The organism is Chryseobacterium sp. JAH, assembly GCF_001507335.1.
Classification (GTDB): Bacteria; Bacteroidota; Bacteroidia; order Flavobacteriales; family Weeksellaceae; genus Chryseobacterium.
The window spans coordinates 344,253-362,786 of the sequence record NZ_LMAH01000002.1 but is presented as its reverse complement, the minus strand read 5'-3'; the positions used below and the strand labels follow the sequence as shown (position 1 = coordinate 362,786).

The window sequence follows — 18,534 nt, the reverse complement described above, 5'->3', positions numbered from 1 at the left end:
ATGGCAAAAATCACCGAAATTTCAGTTGAAGAAAAATTAAGAGCTTTATACGATTTGCAAATCATCGATTCAAGATTGGATGAGATCCGAAATACAAGAGGAGAATTGCCAATCGAGGTTGAAGATCTTGAAATTGAGATTGAAGGCCTAGAAAAAAGAGCGGAAAAATTTCACGCAGAGATTAAAGAACAAAATGATCAGATCAGCACCAAAAATGAAGTGATCAATCATGCTAAAACTTTGATCGATAAATACAAATCTCAACAGGACAACGTAAGGAACAATAAAGAATTTGAAGCTTTAGGAAAGGAAATCGAATATCAGGAACTTGAGATTCAGCTTTCTGACAAAAGAATCAAAGAATTCGGAGCTAAAATCGGTCATAAAGAGGAAACTTTGAATGAACTGAACTCTAAAATTGAAGATTTAAAAAATCACCTTAAATTCAAAAAAGAAGAATTGGAAGGTTTAATCTCTGAAACGCAGAAAGAGGAAGATTATCTGATTACAAAATCTGAAGAATTTGCTTCTAAAATTGACGAAAGATTATTGGCTTCTTACCACAGAATCAGAACAAACTCTTCTACAGGTCTTGCAGTTGTAGGTCTTGAGAGAGGTGCTCCAAAAGGATCTTTCTTCACTATTCCACCACAAAAGCAGATGGAAATTGCTCAGAGAAAGAAAATCATCATCGATGAGCATTCTGGAAAAATTCTTGTGGACGATGAGTTGGTAAACGAAGAAACTGAAAAAATGAATGCTGTGATTAAATTCTAATACAGACTTCTTATAAACATAAAAAACGGCTTCAAATTTTTGAAGCCGTTTTTTATTGTTTTAAACTTTATGGCTGACGATATTATTATCACTCCATATTTTTGAGAGACGATTTTATTTTATATATTGACTAATCTTTATTATTATTAATCTTATTAGAGTTGATTTTTATTTCTGACAAAACTATTTTTGCAATTAATGTTGATAAAAAAAACCGCTTCGAAACTGAAACGGTTTTTTATTTTAGTCGTGGTGACCATACATTTTATCATAAAGGTCTTTGAACTTCTCTTTCACCGCCTTTCTTTTCAGTTTAAGAGTAGGAGTCAGAAGTCCGGCTTCAATGCTCCAGACTTCAGGAGTGAGCTCGATTTTTTTGATCTGTTCCCAGTTTCCTAAATGCTCGTTGATGTTGTCAATTTCTTTTTCAATTCTTTCTTTTAGTTCTGGACTCTTAGCAATTTCCTGTGGAGTAGAACCGATGCTGAGGTTATTTCTCATTGCCCAGTTTTTAGCAAATTCAAAATCCGGCTGTACAAATGCACAAGGCATTTTTTCACCGTCACCAACCACCATTACCTGCTCAATAAACTTAGAAGCTTTGGCTAAATTTTCAATGGTTTGAGGAGCAATGTATTTTCCGCCCGAAGTTTTAAACATTTCCTTTTTACGGTCGGTAATCTGTAAAAATCCTTCGCTGTCGATGTGCCCGATGTCTCCTGTTTTGAAAAATCCGTCTTCTGTGAAAGTTTCTTTGGTTTGTTCTTCGTTTTTAAAATAACTTTTAAATACAGATGGTCCTTTTACCGTAATTTCACCATCTTCCTGAATTTTTACAGTTAAATTGTCCAACGGATGTCCTACAGTTCCCACTTTCATTCTGCCGAATGAGTTTACTGAGATTACAGGTGAAGTTTCCGTTAAACCATACCCCTCAAGAATTGGAATTCCTGCGTTTTGGAACATTAAATTTAATCTTGTTGACAAGGCAGCAGAACCTGAAACTAAAGTGATAATTTCACCTCCTAGACCTTCTCTCCATTTTTTGAAGACCAGTTTGTCAGCAATAATTTCAGAGAGACCCGAAGGCTTTGTTACCTCTTTCTTTTTCTGAATTAAGTTTAAGGCCCAAAAGAATATTTTCTGTTTTAGACCACCGGCCGATGAACCGGTATTGTAAATTTTGTCATAAACTTTCTCTACCAATCGTGGAACTACACTCATGTAATGAGGTTTTACTTCTTTTACATTTTCGCCCATTTTTTCGATGCTTTCAGCGAAATAGATTGAAAAACCATTGTATTGGAAAAGATAGAAAAGCATTCTTTCAAAAATATGGCAGATCGGCAAAAAGCTGAGGACTCTTGTATCCTTATAATCTAAACTTTTTCTTTTTGGGATTCGGGGGATTGAGCCTAAAACATTCGATACAATATTTTCATGAGTCAACATCACCCCTTTCGGTTTTCCTGTGGTTCCGGAAGTATATATTAAAGTGGCTAAATCTTGAGTATTTATAGCTTTTGAAAGATCTTCAACTTCAATTTGTGTAGAATCATCGTCTCCCAAATCTAAAATTTCTTTCCAGTTTGCTGCACCTGTAACGTTGTCAAATGTAAAAACACCTTGTAGTGATGCTACATTATGTTTAATTTTCATCACTTTGGCAAGAAGCTCCTTATCTGAAACGAAACAGTATTTTATTTCTGCATTATTAAAGATGAATTCATAGTCTTCCGGCGAAATACTAGGGTAGACGGGAACAGATACAACACCAATCTGCGAAAGGCCAAGATCCATAACTGCCCATTCTGTACGCGAATTGGTCGTAATTAATGCTATTTTATCACCTGGTTTTATACCGAGCTTCAAAAGACCTCTGGAAATCTTATTTCCCTGATTGATAAATTCCTGTGTAGATGTTTTTTGCCATTCTCCCTGATGTTTTGTGGCAAACATGACATCATTAGGAAATTTTTCCAGAGCAAGGTGTGGTATATCGAATAATCTTTTAATTGACATAATTTATTATATATTTAGTAAAGAATTTAAATATAAGCATTTTTTTTAATTATAAATTGAGAATTTTCAAATAAATAATTAAGTACAAAAAGAGCACAACTGTAACGATGTTTTTAGTATTTGTTTCCTTCGTAAAACCTTATGAATAAAGGAAAATTGCAAGTTCATACCACTTAATCCCGTTAGTGTTTTCAGATTTGGTTAAAAAGTGTAAATTTACGACCATCTAATTATAATTTTATGGACTTTAATTTATCAGAAGAACAGCTGATGATTCAGCAGGCAGCAAGAGATTTTGCACAAAACGAGCTCTTACCGGGAGTAATAGAAAGAGACCGTGACCAGAAATTTCCTACTGAGCAGGTGAAGAAAATGGGAGAAATGGGACTTTTGGGGATGATGGTTGATCCTAAATATGGCGGGGCCGGGATGGATAGCGTTTCTTACGTTTTGGCCATGGAAGAAATTGCAAAAATTGATGCTTCTGCAGCAGTTGTGATGTCTGTAAATAACTCATTGGTTTGTGCAGGTCTTGAAAAATATGCTTCTGAAGAGCAGAAAGTAAAATATCTTACGCCATTGGCAAGTGGTCAGGTAATCGGAGCATTTGCTTTGTCTGAGCCAGAAGCTGGTTCTGATGCAACTTCTCAGAAAACAACTGCAGAAGACAAAGGAGATTATTATCTTTTAAACGGTGTGAAAAACTGGATCACCAACGGAGGAACAGCTTCTTATTATATTGTTATTGCACAGACTGATCCTGAGAAAAAGCATAAAGGGATCAACGCTTTCATCGTAGAAAAAGGATGGGAAGGTTTTGAGATAGGACCAAAAGAAGATAAATTGGGAATCAGAGGAAGTGATACCCATTCTTTACTTTTCAATAACGTAAAAGTACCTAAAGAAAACAGAATCGGGGAAGACGGTTTCGGTTTCAATTTTGCAATGGCTGTTTTAAATGGTGGTAGAATCGGGATTGCTTCACAGGCTTTAGGAATCGCTTCAGGAGCTTACGAAATGGCTCTGAAATATGCCAAAACAAGAAAAGCATTTAAAACTGAAATCATCAATCATCAGGCAATTGCTTTTAAATTGGCAGATATGGCAACTCAGATTACTGCTGCGAGAATGCTTTGCTTTAAAGCTGCTGTAGAGAAAGATGCTGGAAAAGATATTTCTGAAATTGGAGCAATGGCTAAATTGTATTCTTCTCAGGTTGCAATGGATACTACCATCGAAGCAGTACAAATTCACGGAGGCTATGGTTACGTAAAAGAATACCACGTAGAAAGATTGATGAGAGATGCGAAAATTACTCAGATTTATGAAGGGACTTCTGAAATTCAGAAAATTGTGATTTCGAGAAGTATTTCAAAATAATCAAAGTAAATGTAAAAACACTAAATATTCTGTATGAAAAAATCTTGGTTGCTCACTTTGGGAGTTGTTTTACTTCTTGTAGGAGTTTTTATCTGGTATAAGTTTTTCTTCGTTTTTGGAGAAGGTGTGAAATCCGGATATCTGAATTATGCCATCAATAAAGGCTATATTTTTAAAACTTACGAGGGTAAACTGATCCAGGAAGGTTTTGGAAGAGGAAAAACAGGAACGGTAACTAGTTATGAGTTTGAATTTTCTGTAAAAGATCCTGAAATCTTCAAACAACTGGAACTCAACAGTGGTAAAACCTTTGATCTTCATTACAAAGAATACAACGGAACTCTGCCTTGGAGGGGAAATACAAAGTTTGTTGTAGATAAAATAGTGAATATGAAATAATCATAAAAGGCTCTCAAATTGAGAGCCTTTTACTTTACACCAAATCACAAACATTAATATGAAAATTCTAATTGTTTACTTTTTGATTCAAAATATACCTTGAGGTTAAATTGACTTCTGTTCTTTAGTGCAAAATTAATAGTTTTCTGTACTACAAATCTATAAGGGTTTTCTGTTCTGATTGAAAATTGTACTTAAAATTAGATTGAAATTTCTTTTTAAGAGTTTGAATTATTTTCCGAAGAATTTTTCTTTTTGTAAAAATAATATCCGATTCCGGCAAGTAAAAATATAGGCCAAAGCGGAAGGATAAACAGGAATATTGAAGTGATAACATTCCAGCCTGACGAAACTGCAGCAAGAGATTTTGCTCCGAAAGTTTCGGGTTTAGATGCTTGGATTAATTCATTATTTCCTGTTCCGTATAAAGTAATTTCTATATCACATAAAGTATTGTTTACAAAATCCTGTCCGGAAACATCAATTCCCTTATTTTCAATTTCACCAATATTATAGCTCAGATCTTCCATCAGATAGTCAAATTTTTGAATAGGCACCTTCACCTTCAGATATGCGATTTTTCTATCGTCGTTATTTAAAGAAATGTTCTCGCTTCTTATAAATCCATCATATTTTTTTACTTGTTCTTTTACGATCTCTTTTGCCGTTTCTGCGTCATTTACATTCAGTTCAAGGATTCCTGATTTGAGTATTTTGTTTTTAGAAACTGCTAAGGTTTCACTATTGCTTTTAGGCTTGTCTTTATAGATGATTTTAGTTTCTTTAATGATTTTTGGTGCAGGAACATTAACTATTATTTTTTCTGATGTTTTTTTGGCAGAGTCTTTTTTCTCTAGTTTAGACACCAGTTTCATATCAGATATTATGTCGGAGAGAGAATCAATGCTTTTTGAAGTTGATTCTATTTTCTCAGTAACGTCACTTTTCGCTTTTTCAAAATCTTTAATTTTAATGTTTGCTGAGTCATAGATAGCTTCAGCATTATTGCTTACTTTTTCAATTTCATTTTTTACGTTTGTTGCTTTACTGCTTGCTGAATCAATGGTGTTTTCCAATTCAGATTGTATAGCTTCACCTTTCTTACACATGGTTAAACAGTTTGCTACGGCTAATAATAAAATATACTTTTTCATAAAATTTTTTTGTTGAAGTAAAATTAGCAGGTAATTGACACTGCAGTTTGTAAATGAAATGTATGAGTTTAGTAAAGTTTTATTATTTTGAATATCAGTGTTTTGTAAATTTATTTAACCCGTTTTACAAAGTTTTTATTCGTCTGAGAAAGAATGGGAAGCTATTTTAATTACAATTATATCCACAATTTGATGTGAAAGATTAAGTATTATTCTTACAGAGCAATAATAAGCAACGAAATATTTTTAATTTAAGTTATGCAGCAACTTGGTCCTGTTGCCCATATTCTGCTGTGGTACTCAATACAAGCATACTTTTATGACTGTCTTAGTACCTATCTATAAAGTATAAAAAAGTAAAATCTTTAATTTTTATGAAATATTTCTTAATATCTCTAAAAGTTTCTTAAATAATTTTGTTTTTAATGTCATAAATTTCATTAATTTTGACATTTCGTAATCAAAATAGAATTTACATGAAAAAACAACTACTAGTGATGGGAGTATTTTTTATTTCCCATATTTTTTCAGCACAAACAAGCCGACTTTGGAAGCAAGTTTCTCAAAAAAATACATCGGAAATATTTGAAAATAAAGCCAGTATTCTTCACCCAAAAATTTATAATCTTGATTTTGAAGGTTTGAAGACTGCTCTTGCAAAAGCTCCCAAAAGATTCTCAGGGAGTGGTAAATCAGATATTATCATATCGTTTCCAAATGCTGATGGTCAGATTGAAAATTTTAAGGTCAGAGAAAATTCTAACTTTGCTCCGGAATTGGCAGCAAAATATCCGGATATAAAATCTTATGTAGGTGAGGGTCTTGAAGATTCAAGCTCTACCGTTTATTTTGGCATTTCATCGCTGGGTTTATCTTCAATGGAGATTTACGGAGATAAATCAGCTGTTTTTATTGAACCGTACACAAAAGATCTTTCAACTTATGTTGTCTATAAAAAATCAGACAAAAAAGATAATTTAGATAAATTTGAGTGTACTGTGATTGATGTAGCTCAAAAAGGAATTGATCATACAGACCTTACTGCAAGACCAAATGCCGATGATGGAAAACTAAGAACTTTCAGACTCGCACTATCTTGTACAGGAGAATACACTACATACTTTGGTGGAACTGTAGCGAATGCATTAGCAGCAATGAATAACACAATGACTCGTGTGAACGGTGTTTTTGAGAAGGATTTTGCCGCAAGAATGATACTTATTGCAAATAACAATACAATTATTTATACCAATGCAACTACCGATCCTTATTCTCCTTCTGCTCAGATGAACAACTGGAATGCAGAATTACAATCCAACTTAACTACAGTGATTGGCGAAACAAACTATGATGTAGGTCACTTATTCGGTGCAACTGGCGGTGGTGGAAACGCTGGCTGTATTGGTTGCGTTTGTACTAATGGAACGAAAGGAAGAGGATATACATCTCCTGCAGATGGTATTCCGTCTGGTGATAATTTCGATATTGATTATGTAGCACACGAATTGGGTCATCAGTTTGGAGGAAACCATACTTTCTCAATGAACCTTGAAGGGACGGGAGTAAATATGGAGCCAGGATCAGGATCTACAATTATGGGGTATGCAGGTATTACCGCTCAGGACGTACAGCCACATTCGGATGCATTTTTTCATGCAGTAAGCATTCAGCAGATTACTAATAATATAAAAACAAAAACTTGCCCTGTAACGACAAACACAGGAAATGCTATTCCAACAGCGGATGCAGGTTTAGATTATATCATTCCAAAAGGAACTCCATTTGTACTTACAGGAACAGGTACCGATGCAAACGGAGATGCACTAACTTATATTTGGGAGCAAATGGATAATGCTGTTACTGGTCAGACTGGGATGAATTCTGCAGCTACCGCAACAAAAGCTTCGGGGCCAACTTTCAGATCTTGGAAGCCGGAAACAGTTGCTTTTAGATATTTTCCAAAATTAGACAGAATTGTTGCAGGAGCTACCACTACCGCTGGTACAGAAATTAATGTTGAAGCTTTATCTAATGTAGCAAGAACTTATAATTTCAGGTTTACAACTCGTGACAACAGAGCGGGAGGTTCTGGAAATAATTCTGATGACATGGTAGTAACAGTGAATGCTACTGCAGGACCTTTTATTGTTACTTCTCAGAATACAGCAGGAGTAGTATGGAATGAAGGTCAGGCACAGACAATCACTTGGAATGTCGCAGGAACAACAGCTGCTCCTGTAAGCACACCAAATGTAACCATCCTATTATCAAAAGATGGCGGTCTTACTTTCCCTACAGTGTTAGTTGCCAGTACACCTAATACAGGTACATATAGTTATACTGTTCCAGGTGGTCTTGGAACCATTACCAATAATGCAAGAATTATGGTTAAAGGGGTTAATAATGTGTTTTTAAATGTAAATTCACAGAACTTTACTATCAATTCTTCAGCGGTAATCATTCCTCCAGGAGGTGGAGGTAACCCAGGAGGAGGTAATCCTGGTTCTGGAGGTGCAGGAGCTCAGTCACCAATATTCCAGGGAATGATGATTTATCCAGTTCCTTCTAATGACGGATATGTGTATATCAAAACTGATTTTCCTCCAAAATACGATGCCAACAGACTTCCGACTCCATATAAAGTAACTTATGAAATTTACTCAATGGACGGAAAGTTAATTGTACCTAAAAAGACCCGTCACATTTTCTCAAGAACTGTTGATAACAGAGCAGATGAGAAAATTGATTTAAGAGATCTTCCTACGGAAGCATACATGATTCATGTAACAGTAGATGACGAAAAAATCGTTAAAAAACTATTGATGTTACATAAGTAATTCATCAATAATATGATAAAAAAAACCGTTCATTTGAACGGTTTTTTTATGTTTAAAAAATGAAATTTAATTCTGTCTGAATTCACTGATAAAATGCAGTTTCACATTCGGAAATTTCTCCTGCGTCATATGAATCGTAAATGACGAGTCGGCTAAAAATACCAGTTGATTGTATTTGTCTCTTGCCAAAAATCGTTGCTTTAATCTAGCAAATTCTCTGAATTCTTCCGATTTTTCATCAGCTTCTACCCAGCATGCTTTGTGCATAGAAAGTGGTTCATATGTACATTTTGCACCATATTCATGCTCCAAACGGTATTGGATAACTTCGTACTGAAGTGCGCCCACTGTTCCAATGATTTTCCTGTTGTTCATCTCTAAAGTAAACAACTGTGCAACACCTTCATCCATTAACTGATCGATACCTTTTGCCAATTGTTTGGCCTTTAAAGGATCATTATTATTAATATATCTGAAATGTTCAGGCGAGAAACTAGGAATTCCTTTAAAGCTGATTTTTTCACCTCCCGTCAAAGTATCACCAATTCTGAAACTTCCAGTATCATGAAGTCCTACGATATCTCCAGGGAAACTTTCGTCCACTACCTCTTTTTTATCTGCAAAGAATGCATTGGGAGAGGAGAATTTCATCTTTTTACCTTCTCTTACCAATAGATAGTTTTCGTTTCTTTTAAAGGTTCCTGAAACGATTTTTACGAAGGCCAAACGGTCTCTGTGCTTAGGATCCATGTTGGCGTGAATTTTAAAAACAAAGCCCGTAAATGCTGATTCCTCAGGTTTTACCATGCGGGTTTCGCTTTCTTTAGGTTGCGGCATTGGAGCAATTTCGATGAAAGCATCCAATAATTCACGAACACCAAAATTATTTAAAGCTGAACCGAAGAAAACTGGCTGCAAATCACCATTCATATAATCTTCACGGCTGAATTCAGGATAAACGGATTGAATTAATTCTAATTCATCTCTCAGATTCTTGGCAGCTTTTGTTCCGATAACCTCGTCTATAGAAGAATCGTTGATATCGTCAAATTTGATAGCTTCACCAACTTTCTGTTTCTTTTCTTCTAAAAATAACTGAATGTTGTTTTCCCAGATATTATAAATTCCCTGGAAATCTGCGCCCATCCCAATCGGAAGAGAAAGCGGAACAACTCGTAAACCTAATTTTTGCTCAACTTCATCCAATAAATCGAAAGCATCTTTACCTTCACGGTCTAATTTATTAATGAAAACCAGCATCGGGATGTTTCTCATTCTACAAACCTTCACTAATTTTTCGGTCTGTTCCTCAACCCCTTTTGCAACGTCAATCACGACGATTACAGAGTCTACTGCAGTCAGCGTTCTGTACGTATCTTCAGCAAAATCTTTGTGACCTGGTGTATCTAAAATATTGATTTTATAGCCTTTATATTCAAACGCCAATACGGAAGTCGCAACTGAGATTCCTCTCTGTCTTTCGATTTCCATAAAGTCGGAGGTTGCTCCTTTTTTAATTTTGTTCGATTTTACGGCTCCCGCTTCCTGAATTGCGCCTCCGAATAGAAGTAACTTTTCTGTAAGCGTGGTTTTTCCGGCATCGGGGTGAGAAATAATTCCGAATGTTTTTCTTTTCTCTATTTCTTTGATTAAGTCTGACATAGTGTATTTTGAATTTGCAAAAATCGTGATTTTTATCGGATTCTGAAAATCGTATTTTAAGACTTTTTGAAACCCAATTTTGTTTTAAGAAAATAAGCAACTCCTAAACCGATGAAAACCATCAAAGCACTGAAAGGAAAGATGTATTTCATTCCCCAAATATCAGCAACACCACCTATTAGGGGACCTGCAACACCGAGAGAAAGATCAATGAAAAGTCCGTAACCTGCCAATGCAGAGCCCTGACTTGACGGAGAAACACTTTTTATAGCAACAACACCAAGTGCAGGAAAAATTAATGAAAATCCTAATCCTGTAACTCCCGCTCCAAAAAGTGCCATCTCAGAATTCGTAGCCAATGATATGATTAAAAGTCCGATTGTTTCTACTAAAAGACAAGCGATTGCAACTCTGATTCCACCATAATTATTGATGACGTTGCTGAAAACTAACCGTCCTGCAACAAACAATCCTCCAAAAACGGTAAGGCAAAGCGCACCATTATTCCAATGGAAAAAATTATAGTAAAGTGTAATAAAAGTAGAAATACTTGCAAAACCAATTCCTCCCAAAGCGAGACAGATTCCGAAAGGAGAGACTTTTCCTAAAACCTTCCAGAAAGATTGAGATTCCTGAGTATGAGAATTGGTGTAGTTTCTCTTAGTTTTAGCAAAAAGAAAACCGATCATTCCAATTAAAATAGAAAGAACTCCAATGCCATAAAGACCAAATTGATGTTCGATTAGTACTCCCAGTGAGGCTCCGATCGCCAATGCTCCGTAGCATGCAACACCGTTGTAAGAAATGATTTTCGCAGTATGTTTCTCACCAAGAGCCATAATCGCCCAATTAATCGGACTTGCACCAATCATCCCTTCACCGCAGCCGGTAAGCAAACGAGTAATAATAAGAAAGCTTAAACTTAGTAGTGGTGAAAATTTAAAATAGTAAGCCACAATAAGGAAAATTCCTGTGAGAGAAAATCCTAACATGCTTGATAAAACAGCTGGTTTCGGACCTTTCCCGTCAATGATTTTTCCGGAGTAAGCTCTCAGGAAAAATGTGGCGACATATTGCAGACTGATAACGAGCCCGGCAATAACCAGGCTGAAACCCAGGTTTTTAGTGATGAAAATTGGCAGAACAGAAAGTGATAAACCTATAATAAAGTATCCTAAAAATGTAAAGCCAACGTATGTTAATAAAGGTAAATTTACATTTTTTTGTTGAGCGACAGCATGATCCATATTCATAAAAATTTAAGGCGCAAAGATACTTCAGAAAAATAATTTAAAACGGGTTATAAATTTTAAATAGATAAGATAAATCGTTTTTTAAATAAATGAGAGGTGCTTATAGCAGCTTTATCTCCTGTGTTTTCATAAAATCAATTATCTTTGTTTTTCAAATTAAAAAAATGGAAAACAGCAGATACCCGAAATTTAAATTTACCTGGCTTGGAGGTTTGATATTATTCGCAGGTTTTGTGGTAGGATCTTTAGCTGTCGGATTTTTCAACGTTTTCTGGATGATGATTTTTAAAGAAAATCTGCAGTACAAAGATTGGTTTTTGATGGCCTCAAATGCATTGGTATTTTTAACCTCGATTGCGTTTTTTGATTTTTTTGTCGTGAGATTGCAAACAAAACAAAAGTTAAATTTCAACTTTTCTCCGACCAATTTCTATACTTATCTGCTCATTTTCCCTATGATGCTGGGAATGATGTTTATCGGTGAGTTTGTAACATCACAAATTCCGATTACAGGACCGTTTTTTGGAAAGTACTATGATTTTTTTACAGATTTAATGAGCCAATTGACTGATAATCCTGTGATAATGATTTTGACAGCAGTGATTATGGCGCCGATTTTTGAAGAAATTATTTTCAGAGGAATCATTCAGAAAGGAATGATTAATAATGGTATGCATCCCTGGAAAGCGATTGTCCTTGCTTCAGTTATTTTCGGGTTAGTACACGGAAATCCTTGGCAGTTTGTAGGTGCGGTTTTGTTGGGTTGTGTTTTAGGTTTGGTTTATTATAAAACGAAATCTCTCCTTTTACCAATGCTTTTGCATGGTTTTAATAATCTTTGCTCATCAATTTTAATACTTTATACCAAAAATGAAAGCTTTGCTGAAGCTTTCAAAGTTTCAGAATGGATCATATTAGGAGTTGGAACAGTACTTTTTTCTCTCTTTTATTATTTGTTTATAAAGAAATATAAAGTGCATTATTCGGAAATTTAATTTATGAAAAAGAAATTCAGAATAATTGCATGCATTTTTTTTCTCACGTCAATACTTGTTTTCTTGCTAACTTTTACTTTTTTTAAATTTAATTTTATTGAAGTAAAAATTCCTGGAAAATCTGAAATTAATCTTGATAAGGGCGCATATACTGTTTATCTTATGAATGACAATTATAAAGAGTCTAACTATCAAAATTATTTTTTTGAATTGAAAGATGTGCAAAATAGAATAGTCAGAAAATTTCCCGACTCACTGAATCCAAAATGGATATCCACGACAGATATTATTAGAATTAAGGATAAAAAATACACATCTTATTCAGAATTTAATATTAGTCACGAAGGAAAATATTTTCTTAAATCATACTCAAAAAATAATCATATAAAAGAAGTGACCATATTAAAAGATGAACATGTGAATTCAAGGATTATATTATTCTATATCATTTCAATAATCTGTTTATTCTTATCGTTTATTACATTAATAATAAGTTTCTTTCTAAAGAAATAAAATTTTAAAAATATCATGGAATTATTAGTTGCTACCCACAACGTACATAAAAAAGAAGAAATTCAGCAGATCTTAGGAGATCAATTTACCGTTAAAAGTCTTACAGATTACCATATTCACGAAGAAATAATTGAAGACGGTGATTCTTTCAACGCCAATGCTTTGATTAAAGCTAGATACTGTTTCGAAAAAACAGGAATTCCAAGTTTGGGCGACGACAGCGGTTTGGTTGTAGAATCTTTAGACGGAAGACCGGGAATTTTCTCAGCTCGTTACGCTGGAGATCACGATTTTGCCAAAAATATTGCAAAAGTGTTAAGCGAAATGGAAGGTGTTGATAATAGAAAAGCTTATTTCATTACAGTTTTATGTTACTATGATGAAAACGGTGCTCAGTATTTTGACGGCAGAGCTCACGGAAATTTGCTCAATGAAAATAAAGGTCACAAAGGTTTTGGCTATGACCCGATTTTCGTTCCGGAAGGATATGAAATGACTTTTGCAGAGATGAATCCGGAAGATAAAAACCAGATCAGCCACAGAAAACAGGCATTAGATTTATTTTTACATTTTTTGAAAGTCAAACGATAGTCAGGTGATGAGCTCAGGTTAACATGATGCTGTTAAATAGCATTGGTTTTTAGCGTAAACCTGACCTTAATCTCAATCTTAACCTCAAACTTTTATCGTACATTTACCCCAATAAACTATTGATTTGAGTACTTATTTAACCATTTTAGGCTTTAATTCAGCAATTCCAACTGTCAACACATCGCCGACGTCTCAACTTCTTGAAATGGAGGAGAGATGTTTCTTAATCGATTGTGGCGAAGGAACGCAGGTGCAGCTGAGAAAAGCAAAAGCAAGATTTTCAAAAATCAATCATATATTTATTTCGCATCTTCATGGCGATCATTGTTTTGGATTGCCAGGACTGATTGCGTCTTTTCGTTTGTTGGGACGAGATATTCCACTGCATGTTTACGGTCCGAAAGGGATTAAAAAGATGTTGGAAACAATTTTTACCATTACGGAAACCCACCGAGGTTTTGAAATTATTTATCACGAGCTGGAAAAAGATTACTCCGAAAAAATCTATGAAGACAATAGGGTGGAAGTCTACACTATTCCTCTGGATCACAGGATTTATTGTAATGGCTATCTTTTTAAAGAAAAGATGAAAGAGAGGCATCTGAATATGCAGGAAATTTCAAAGTATAGTGAAATTGAAACGTGTGACTATCACAACCTGAAAGCAGGAAAAGATTTTGAATTAAGTGATGGATACATCCTTAAAAATGAAATTTTAACCACAGAGCCAACACCCCCGGTTTCCTACGCATTCTGCAGTGATACCAGGTATTTAGAGTCGGTCATTCCGATTATTAAAAATGTGACAGTTTTGTATCACGAGTCTACTTTTTTGCATGATTTAAAAGAAATGGCAGATTACACTGGGCATACTACAGCGCTTGAGGCAGCTAGAATTGCAAGACAAGCGGATGTGGGTAAACTCATTTTAGGTCATTTTTCAAACAGGTATGGTGATCTTACAGTGTTTACAGATGAAGCAAGAACTGTTTTTCCAAATGCATTTTTGCCCAAAGCTTTAGAAGTTGTAAAAATCTAAATTTCTATGTTGAATTTTGAAGAATTAAGAGATTTCCTGAATGAAAAGGCGGATGTATACAACAATTCTGAATTTATTCAAGACGATCCTATACAGATTCCACATCGCTTTTCTTTGAAGCAGGATGTAGAGATTGCGGGCTTTTTGGCTGCAACTATTTCTTGGGGAAACAGAAAATCGATCATTAAGTCTGCGGAAAAAATGCTTGATGTCATGGGTAATTCACCTTATGATTTTGTGATAAATCATTCGGAGAACGATTTGAAATCCATTGAACAAAAAAGTATTCACAGAACCTTTAACGGTGAAGATTTTACTTACTTTATCAAGCAGTTCAAGAGGATATACAGTGAACATGAGAGTCTGGAAAATTTATTCATTATCAGGGATTCTGAAATTAATTTCTATCACGCCATTGAAAGATTTAGAAAAGATTTTCTTCAAACTGACAAGCACAGAAGTCACAAACATGTCAGCTCACCTTACAAAAATTCATCATCCAAAAGGATTATCATGTTTCTACGTTGGATGGTTAGGAATGATCATCGTGGAGTAGATTTTGGAATATGGGATCATATTGAATCAAGACATTTATCGATACCGTTAGACGTTCATACAGGAAATATTTCGAGAAAATTAGGTTTGATTTCCAGAACTCAAAATGATTGGAAAACTGTTTTGGAATTAGATTATATAATTAGAAAATTTGATTCTGAAGATCCTGCAAAATATGATTTCGCACTATTTGGTCTTGGAGTAACAAAAGAATTATTTTAAATAAAAAATAATGAAAACATCACACGAAAGAAGAGAGTCTCTTGAGAAACTGGCAGATGGTATCACATCTTGGATTGGCTCTGTACCGTCTCTCATTATTCATACAATACTTTTTATCACATCGTTTTTATTACCGTTTTTTGGTGTTGTTGATTTCGATAAAATGTTGCTGGTATTGACGACAGTACTTTCTTTGGAAGCTATTTATCTATCAATTCTTATTCAAATGTCGGTGAATAAAAGTCATGAGAAAATTGAAGATATTCAGGAAGATATTGAAGAAATCAGCGAGGATATTGAAGATATTCAGGAAGATCTAGAGGAGATTAGCGAAGATATTGAAGAAATTACCGAAGATATTGAAGATATCCAGGAAGACATTGAGGAGATTAACGAAGATGAAGATGATGATGATCATATTGAAAGAGCTAAAAAAGCAATTTTAAAGAGTAATGTCAACTCAAACAAAAATGAGATTAAAGTTTTGAAAGATAAAATCCAGGAACTTCAGAATATGATTGATGATCTTAAGAAAAGTTGATGCATTTTTTTTCGTGTAATAGTTATGATTTAGTATTCAATAATAAATTTTTTATCAATATTGCAATGATTTTATAAACTGCTGAGGATTTTGAGAATTTTTTGTTATTTTTGACGAAACAATTATAAAATGCTAAATTATAGATTGAAAAACTACTTTAAATTAAGTTTCTTTTTGTTATTTCTCATCGGTACCTTCTCGTACGCACAGACAAAGAAACTAAGAAGGGTAGCATCAACAAAAAATTTAATTCCGTCAACAGCCAAGGCTGGTGATTTGATAGATGTCAATGTCACTCCTTATCCGGCATCTAATTTCACTCCTACGCAACTGGTTACCAATGTATTGGTTGGAAATTCAGCTGGCTGTGGAGCACCAAATATTTCTAATGTTACAATTTCACCTAGTCAACCAGTAACTGATACGGAGAGATTTTGGGGATATTTTCACAAAGCCACTTCTAATTTTCCTTTTAATGAAGGTATAGTATTGACTACAGGTACAGCACGTCTTGCAGGAAATGATCCTGAACCGCAGCTTGGAGTTGATCTTACCACAGGTACTGATGCCGATTTGGAAACCGCTTTAGCAGGTAGTACACTTGATTTGGAAGATGCTGTTGTTTTGGAGTTTGATTTTGTGCCATCGAGTTCACAAATGACATTTAATTATATTTTTGCTTCGGAGGAGTATGAGGGGGGATTTCCTTGCTCAGGATATGAGGATGCTTTTGCTCTGCTTCTAAAACCTAATACGCCGGGAAGTACTTATACCAATCTGGCTGTATTACCTGGAGGTGCAGGTCTTGTAACCGCCACGAATATTGTACCTGCAAGTTTTTCTTGCGGGCCGATTAACGCACAGTATTATGAGGCAGCGTCACCCAATAATCAGACAAACCTTTTTGGGAGAACTGTTCCGTTAACAGCTTCTGCAACTGTTATCCCAGGACAATCTTACCACATAAAAATGGTAATGGCTGATGATAATGACGGATCTCATGATTCAGCTGTTTTCTTAGAAGCCGGATCTTTTGATATAGGAATAAGTATTGTTGACGGTGCAGGAAATCCCTTACCGGAAACTCTTAATATTTGTGATAATATACCGCAGGTTTTACATGCTCAGATAGCAGCAATGCCAGGTATGACATTTCAATGGTTTAAAGACAACGTGGCTATTCCTGGAGCTACTAATATTAATTATACGGCTACTTCACCAGGTGTCTATATGGTACAGGTTGCGGTACCAGGTGGAACTTGTCCCGCATCTGCAACAATTACAATAGTAGGAGGTACTAGCCCGGTTGCACAAAATGCGATTTTAAAGCTCTGTACTACACCAAGTGTTTCTACTTTTGATCTTAATTCAGCAAAACCTTCTATAAGCACTACTCCAGGAGCTGTGTTTAAATTTTATATAAACCAAGCAGATGCAGCAGCTCAAAATGGGAATTTCATTTCCACACCTGCACTTTTTAACGGAAACGACGGGCAGGTTTTATACGTTGTGGTTTCTAATGGTGGTTTCTGTAGTAAGTTGGTTACTTTAACATTAAGAAAGGAGGCTACACCGATAGCTGTTCTTACGGCAACGAAATTGAAAATTTGTTCTGGTGAATCAGTGACTTTAACCGCTTCAGGTGGTGTTACTTACCAATGGGAAGGTTTTTCAGGAACAGGTGCGGTACGTACGGTTTCTCCTACACAAGATACCACTTATACTGTTTATGCGATCGGTGCTCAGGGATGTAAATCTTTACAGCCGGTTTCAGTTATTGTAGAAGTGGTTCCAGCAATTACTTCAAATCTTACAGGAGGTTATATTTGTGTAGGTGATAGAATAACTTTGGATGCAGGCGCAGGGCCTAATTATACTTACCAATGGAATAACGGTGAAACGGCACAAACAGTTGCTGCAGAATTACCGGGAATATATTCTGTTACGATCAGTAACGGTGTATGCTCTAAGGTTTTTTCTACTCAGGTTTTCCAGGCAATTATCCCTCAGATCATAAAAGTTGATTATAATGAAAGTGGGACAATGGTTGTCACCGTAAGTAATCCTAGTAACGGACAATTAGAATATTCTAACGATAACGGTGTTACATGGCAATCATCAAATGTATTTACTAATGTTCCCAATAATACATTAGTCTCTATCAGAGTTAAGGTCAAAAATACAAGTTGTGTAGGATTCTTAGAATATTTCACATTTGTTATGAAGAACGTAATTACTCCGAACGGTGATAATGTAAATGATATGATTGATTTCAGAGGTATCAGTGATCTTAAAGATTTCCAGGCAGTGATTTCAGATAGATATGGTAAAGCCGTATTTAAAGCTGAGAAAATAAGACCTTTCTGGGATGGTTTCTTCCAAGGTAAAAAATTACCAACTTCATCTTATTGGTATCAGGTAACATTTGAAGATCCTGCCACTAAAAAATTAACTGTAAAAACAGGATGGATTTTACTTAAGAATTTTGAATAAAATTTCTATATAACTGAAAAAGACCGATTTTTAAATCGGTCTTTTTTTATAAATGATAGTTTAAAATAAGATAATAGGGAATTGTCTGCGATTTTTGTGTT

At 35.0% G+C, this 18,534-nt stretch carries 14 protein-coding genes; 10 read left to right on the top strand and 4 right to left on the bottom strand.

The window, feature by feature from the left end; all coding sequences use genetic code 11:
• On the top strand, positions 1-777 hold the full coding sequence (locus AR685_RS05315; RefSeq protein ID WP_047442742.1) for a zinc ribbon domain-containing protein: 777 nt from the start codon (positions 1-3) through the stop codon (positions 775-777).
• Positions 778-1,020: 243 nt separating this feature from the next.
• Here AR685_RS05315 and AR685_RS05310 read toward each other — a convergent pair whose 3' ends face one another.
• Positions 1,021-2,799, bottom strand: coding sequence for an AMP-dependent synthetase/ligase (locus AR685_RS05310; protein WP_047442743.1), 1,779 nt, complete (start codon positions 2,797-2,799; stop codon positions 1,021-1,023).
• Positions 2,800-3,039: 240 nt separating this feature from the next.
• Between AR685_RS05310 and AR685_RS05305 the strand changes: the two genes are divergently transcribed.
• Positions 3,040-4,179, top strand: a complete 1,140-nt coding sequence (locus AR685_RS05305) for an acyl-CoA dehydrogenase (RefSeq protein ID WP_059123936.1) — start codon at positions 3,040-3,042, stop codon at positions 4,177-4,179.
• A 33-nt stretch (positions 4,180-4,212) separates the two neighbouring features.
• The gene (locus AR685_RS05300; RefSeq protein ID WP_047442745.1) at positions 4,213-4,578 is read left to right on the top strand and encodes a hypothetical protein; all 366 of its coding nucleotides are present in this window, start codon (positions 4,213-4,215) and stop codon (positions 4,576-4,578) included.
• A gap of 218 nt (positions 4,579-4,796) precedes the next feature.
• On the opposite strand, the gene AR685_RS05295 is transcribed toward AR685_RS05300, so the two are convergent.
• Positions 4,797-5,732 carry a DUF4349 domain-containing protein gene (locus tag AR685_RS05295; RefSeq protein ID WP_059123935.1) on the bottom strand — a complete coding sequence of 312 codons (936 nt, stop codon included), beginning with the start codon at positions 5,730-5,732 and terminating at the stop codon, positions 4,797-4,799.
• Positions 5,733-6,208: 476 nt separating this feature from the next.
• On the opposite strand from AR685_RS05295, the gene AR685_RS05290 reads away from it, so the two are divergent.
• The gene (locus tag AR685_RS05290; protein ID WP_082671889.1) at positions 6,209-8,569 is read left to right on the top strand and encodes a zinc-dependent metalloprotease; all 2,361 of its coding nucleotides are present in this window, start codon (positions 6,209-6,211) and stop codon (positions 8,567-8,569) included.
• Positions 8,570-8,635: 66 nt separating this feature from the next.
• On the opposite strand, the gene AR685_RS05285 is transcribed toward AR685_RS05290, so the two are convergent.
• Both AR685_RS05285 and AR685_RS05280 read right to left on the bottom strand, forming a co-directional pair.
• Complete coding sequence (locus AR685_RS05285; RefSeq protein ID WP_059123934.1) at positions 8,636-10,231, bottom strand: peptide chain release factor 3; 1,596 nt, start codon at positions 10,229-10,231, stop codon at positions 8,636-8,638.
• A 56-nt stretch (positions 10,232-10,287) separates the two neighbouring features.
• Positions 10,288-11,478: an MFS transporter gene (locus AR685_RS05280; protein ID WP_059123933.1), complete on the bottom strand. Its 1,191-nt coding sequence runs from the start codon at positions 11,476-11,478 to the stop codon at positions 10,288-10,290.
• Between the two features lie 170 nt (positions 11,479-11,648).
• Here AR685_RS05280 and AR685_RS05275 point away from each other — a divergent pair, with 170 nt between their 5' ends.
• From AR685_RS05275 to AR685_RS05245, 6 genes are all read left to right on the top strand, one after another.
• Positions 11,649-12,479, top strand: a complete 831-nt coding sequence (locus AR685_RS05275) for a CPBP family intramembrane glutamic endopeptidase (protein ID WP_047443055.1) — start codon at positions 11,649-11,651, stop codon at positions 12,477-12,479.
• Between the two features lie 528 nt (positions 12,480-13,007).
• The gene (gene rdgB / locus AR685_RS05265) at positions 13,008-13,583 is read left to right on the top strand and encodes an RdgB/HAM1 family non-canonical purine NTP pyrophosphatase (protein ID WP_059123931.1); all 576 of its coding nucleotides are present in this window, start codon (positions 13,008-13,010) and stop codon (positions 13,581-13,583) included.
• 124 nt (positions 13,584-13,707) lie between these two features.
• Positions 13,708-14,622 carry a ribonuclease Z gene (locus AR685_RS05260; protein WP_059123930.1) on the top strand — a complete coding sequence of 305 codons (915 nt, stop codon included), beginning with the start codon at positions 13,708-13,710 and terminating at the stop codon, positions 14,620-14,622.
• A gap of 6 nt (positions 14,623-14,628) precedes the next feature.
• Positions 14,629-15,399, top strand: coding sequence for a TIGR02757 family protein (locus AR685_RS05255; RefSeq protein WP_059123929.1), 771 nt, complete (start codon positions 14,629-14,631; stop codon positions 15,397-15,399).
• Between the two features lie 10 nt (positions 15,400-15,409).
• Positions 15,410-15,940, top strand: a complete 531-nt coding sequence (locus AR685_RS05250; RefSeq protein WP_047442753.1) for a DUF1003 domain-containing protein — start codon at positions 15,410-15,412, stop codon at positions 15,938-15,940.
• 129 nt (positions 15,941-16,069) lie between these two features.
• Entirely contained in the window at positions 16,070-18,433 is a 2,364-nt protein-coding gene (locus AR685_RS05245) for a choice-of-anchor L domain-containing protein (protein WP_059123928.1), read from the top strand.
• The last annotated feature ends 101 nt before the right edge of the window (positions 18,434-18,534 follow it).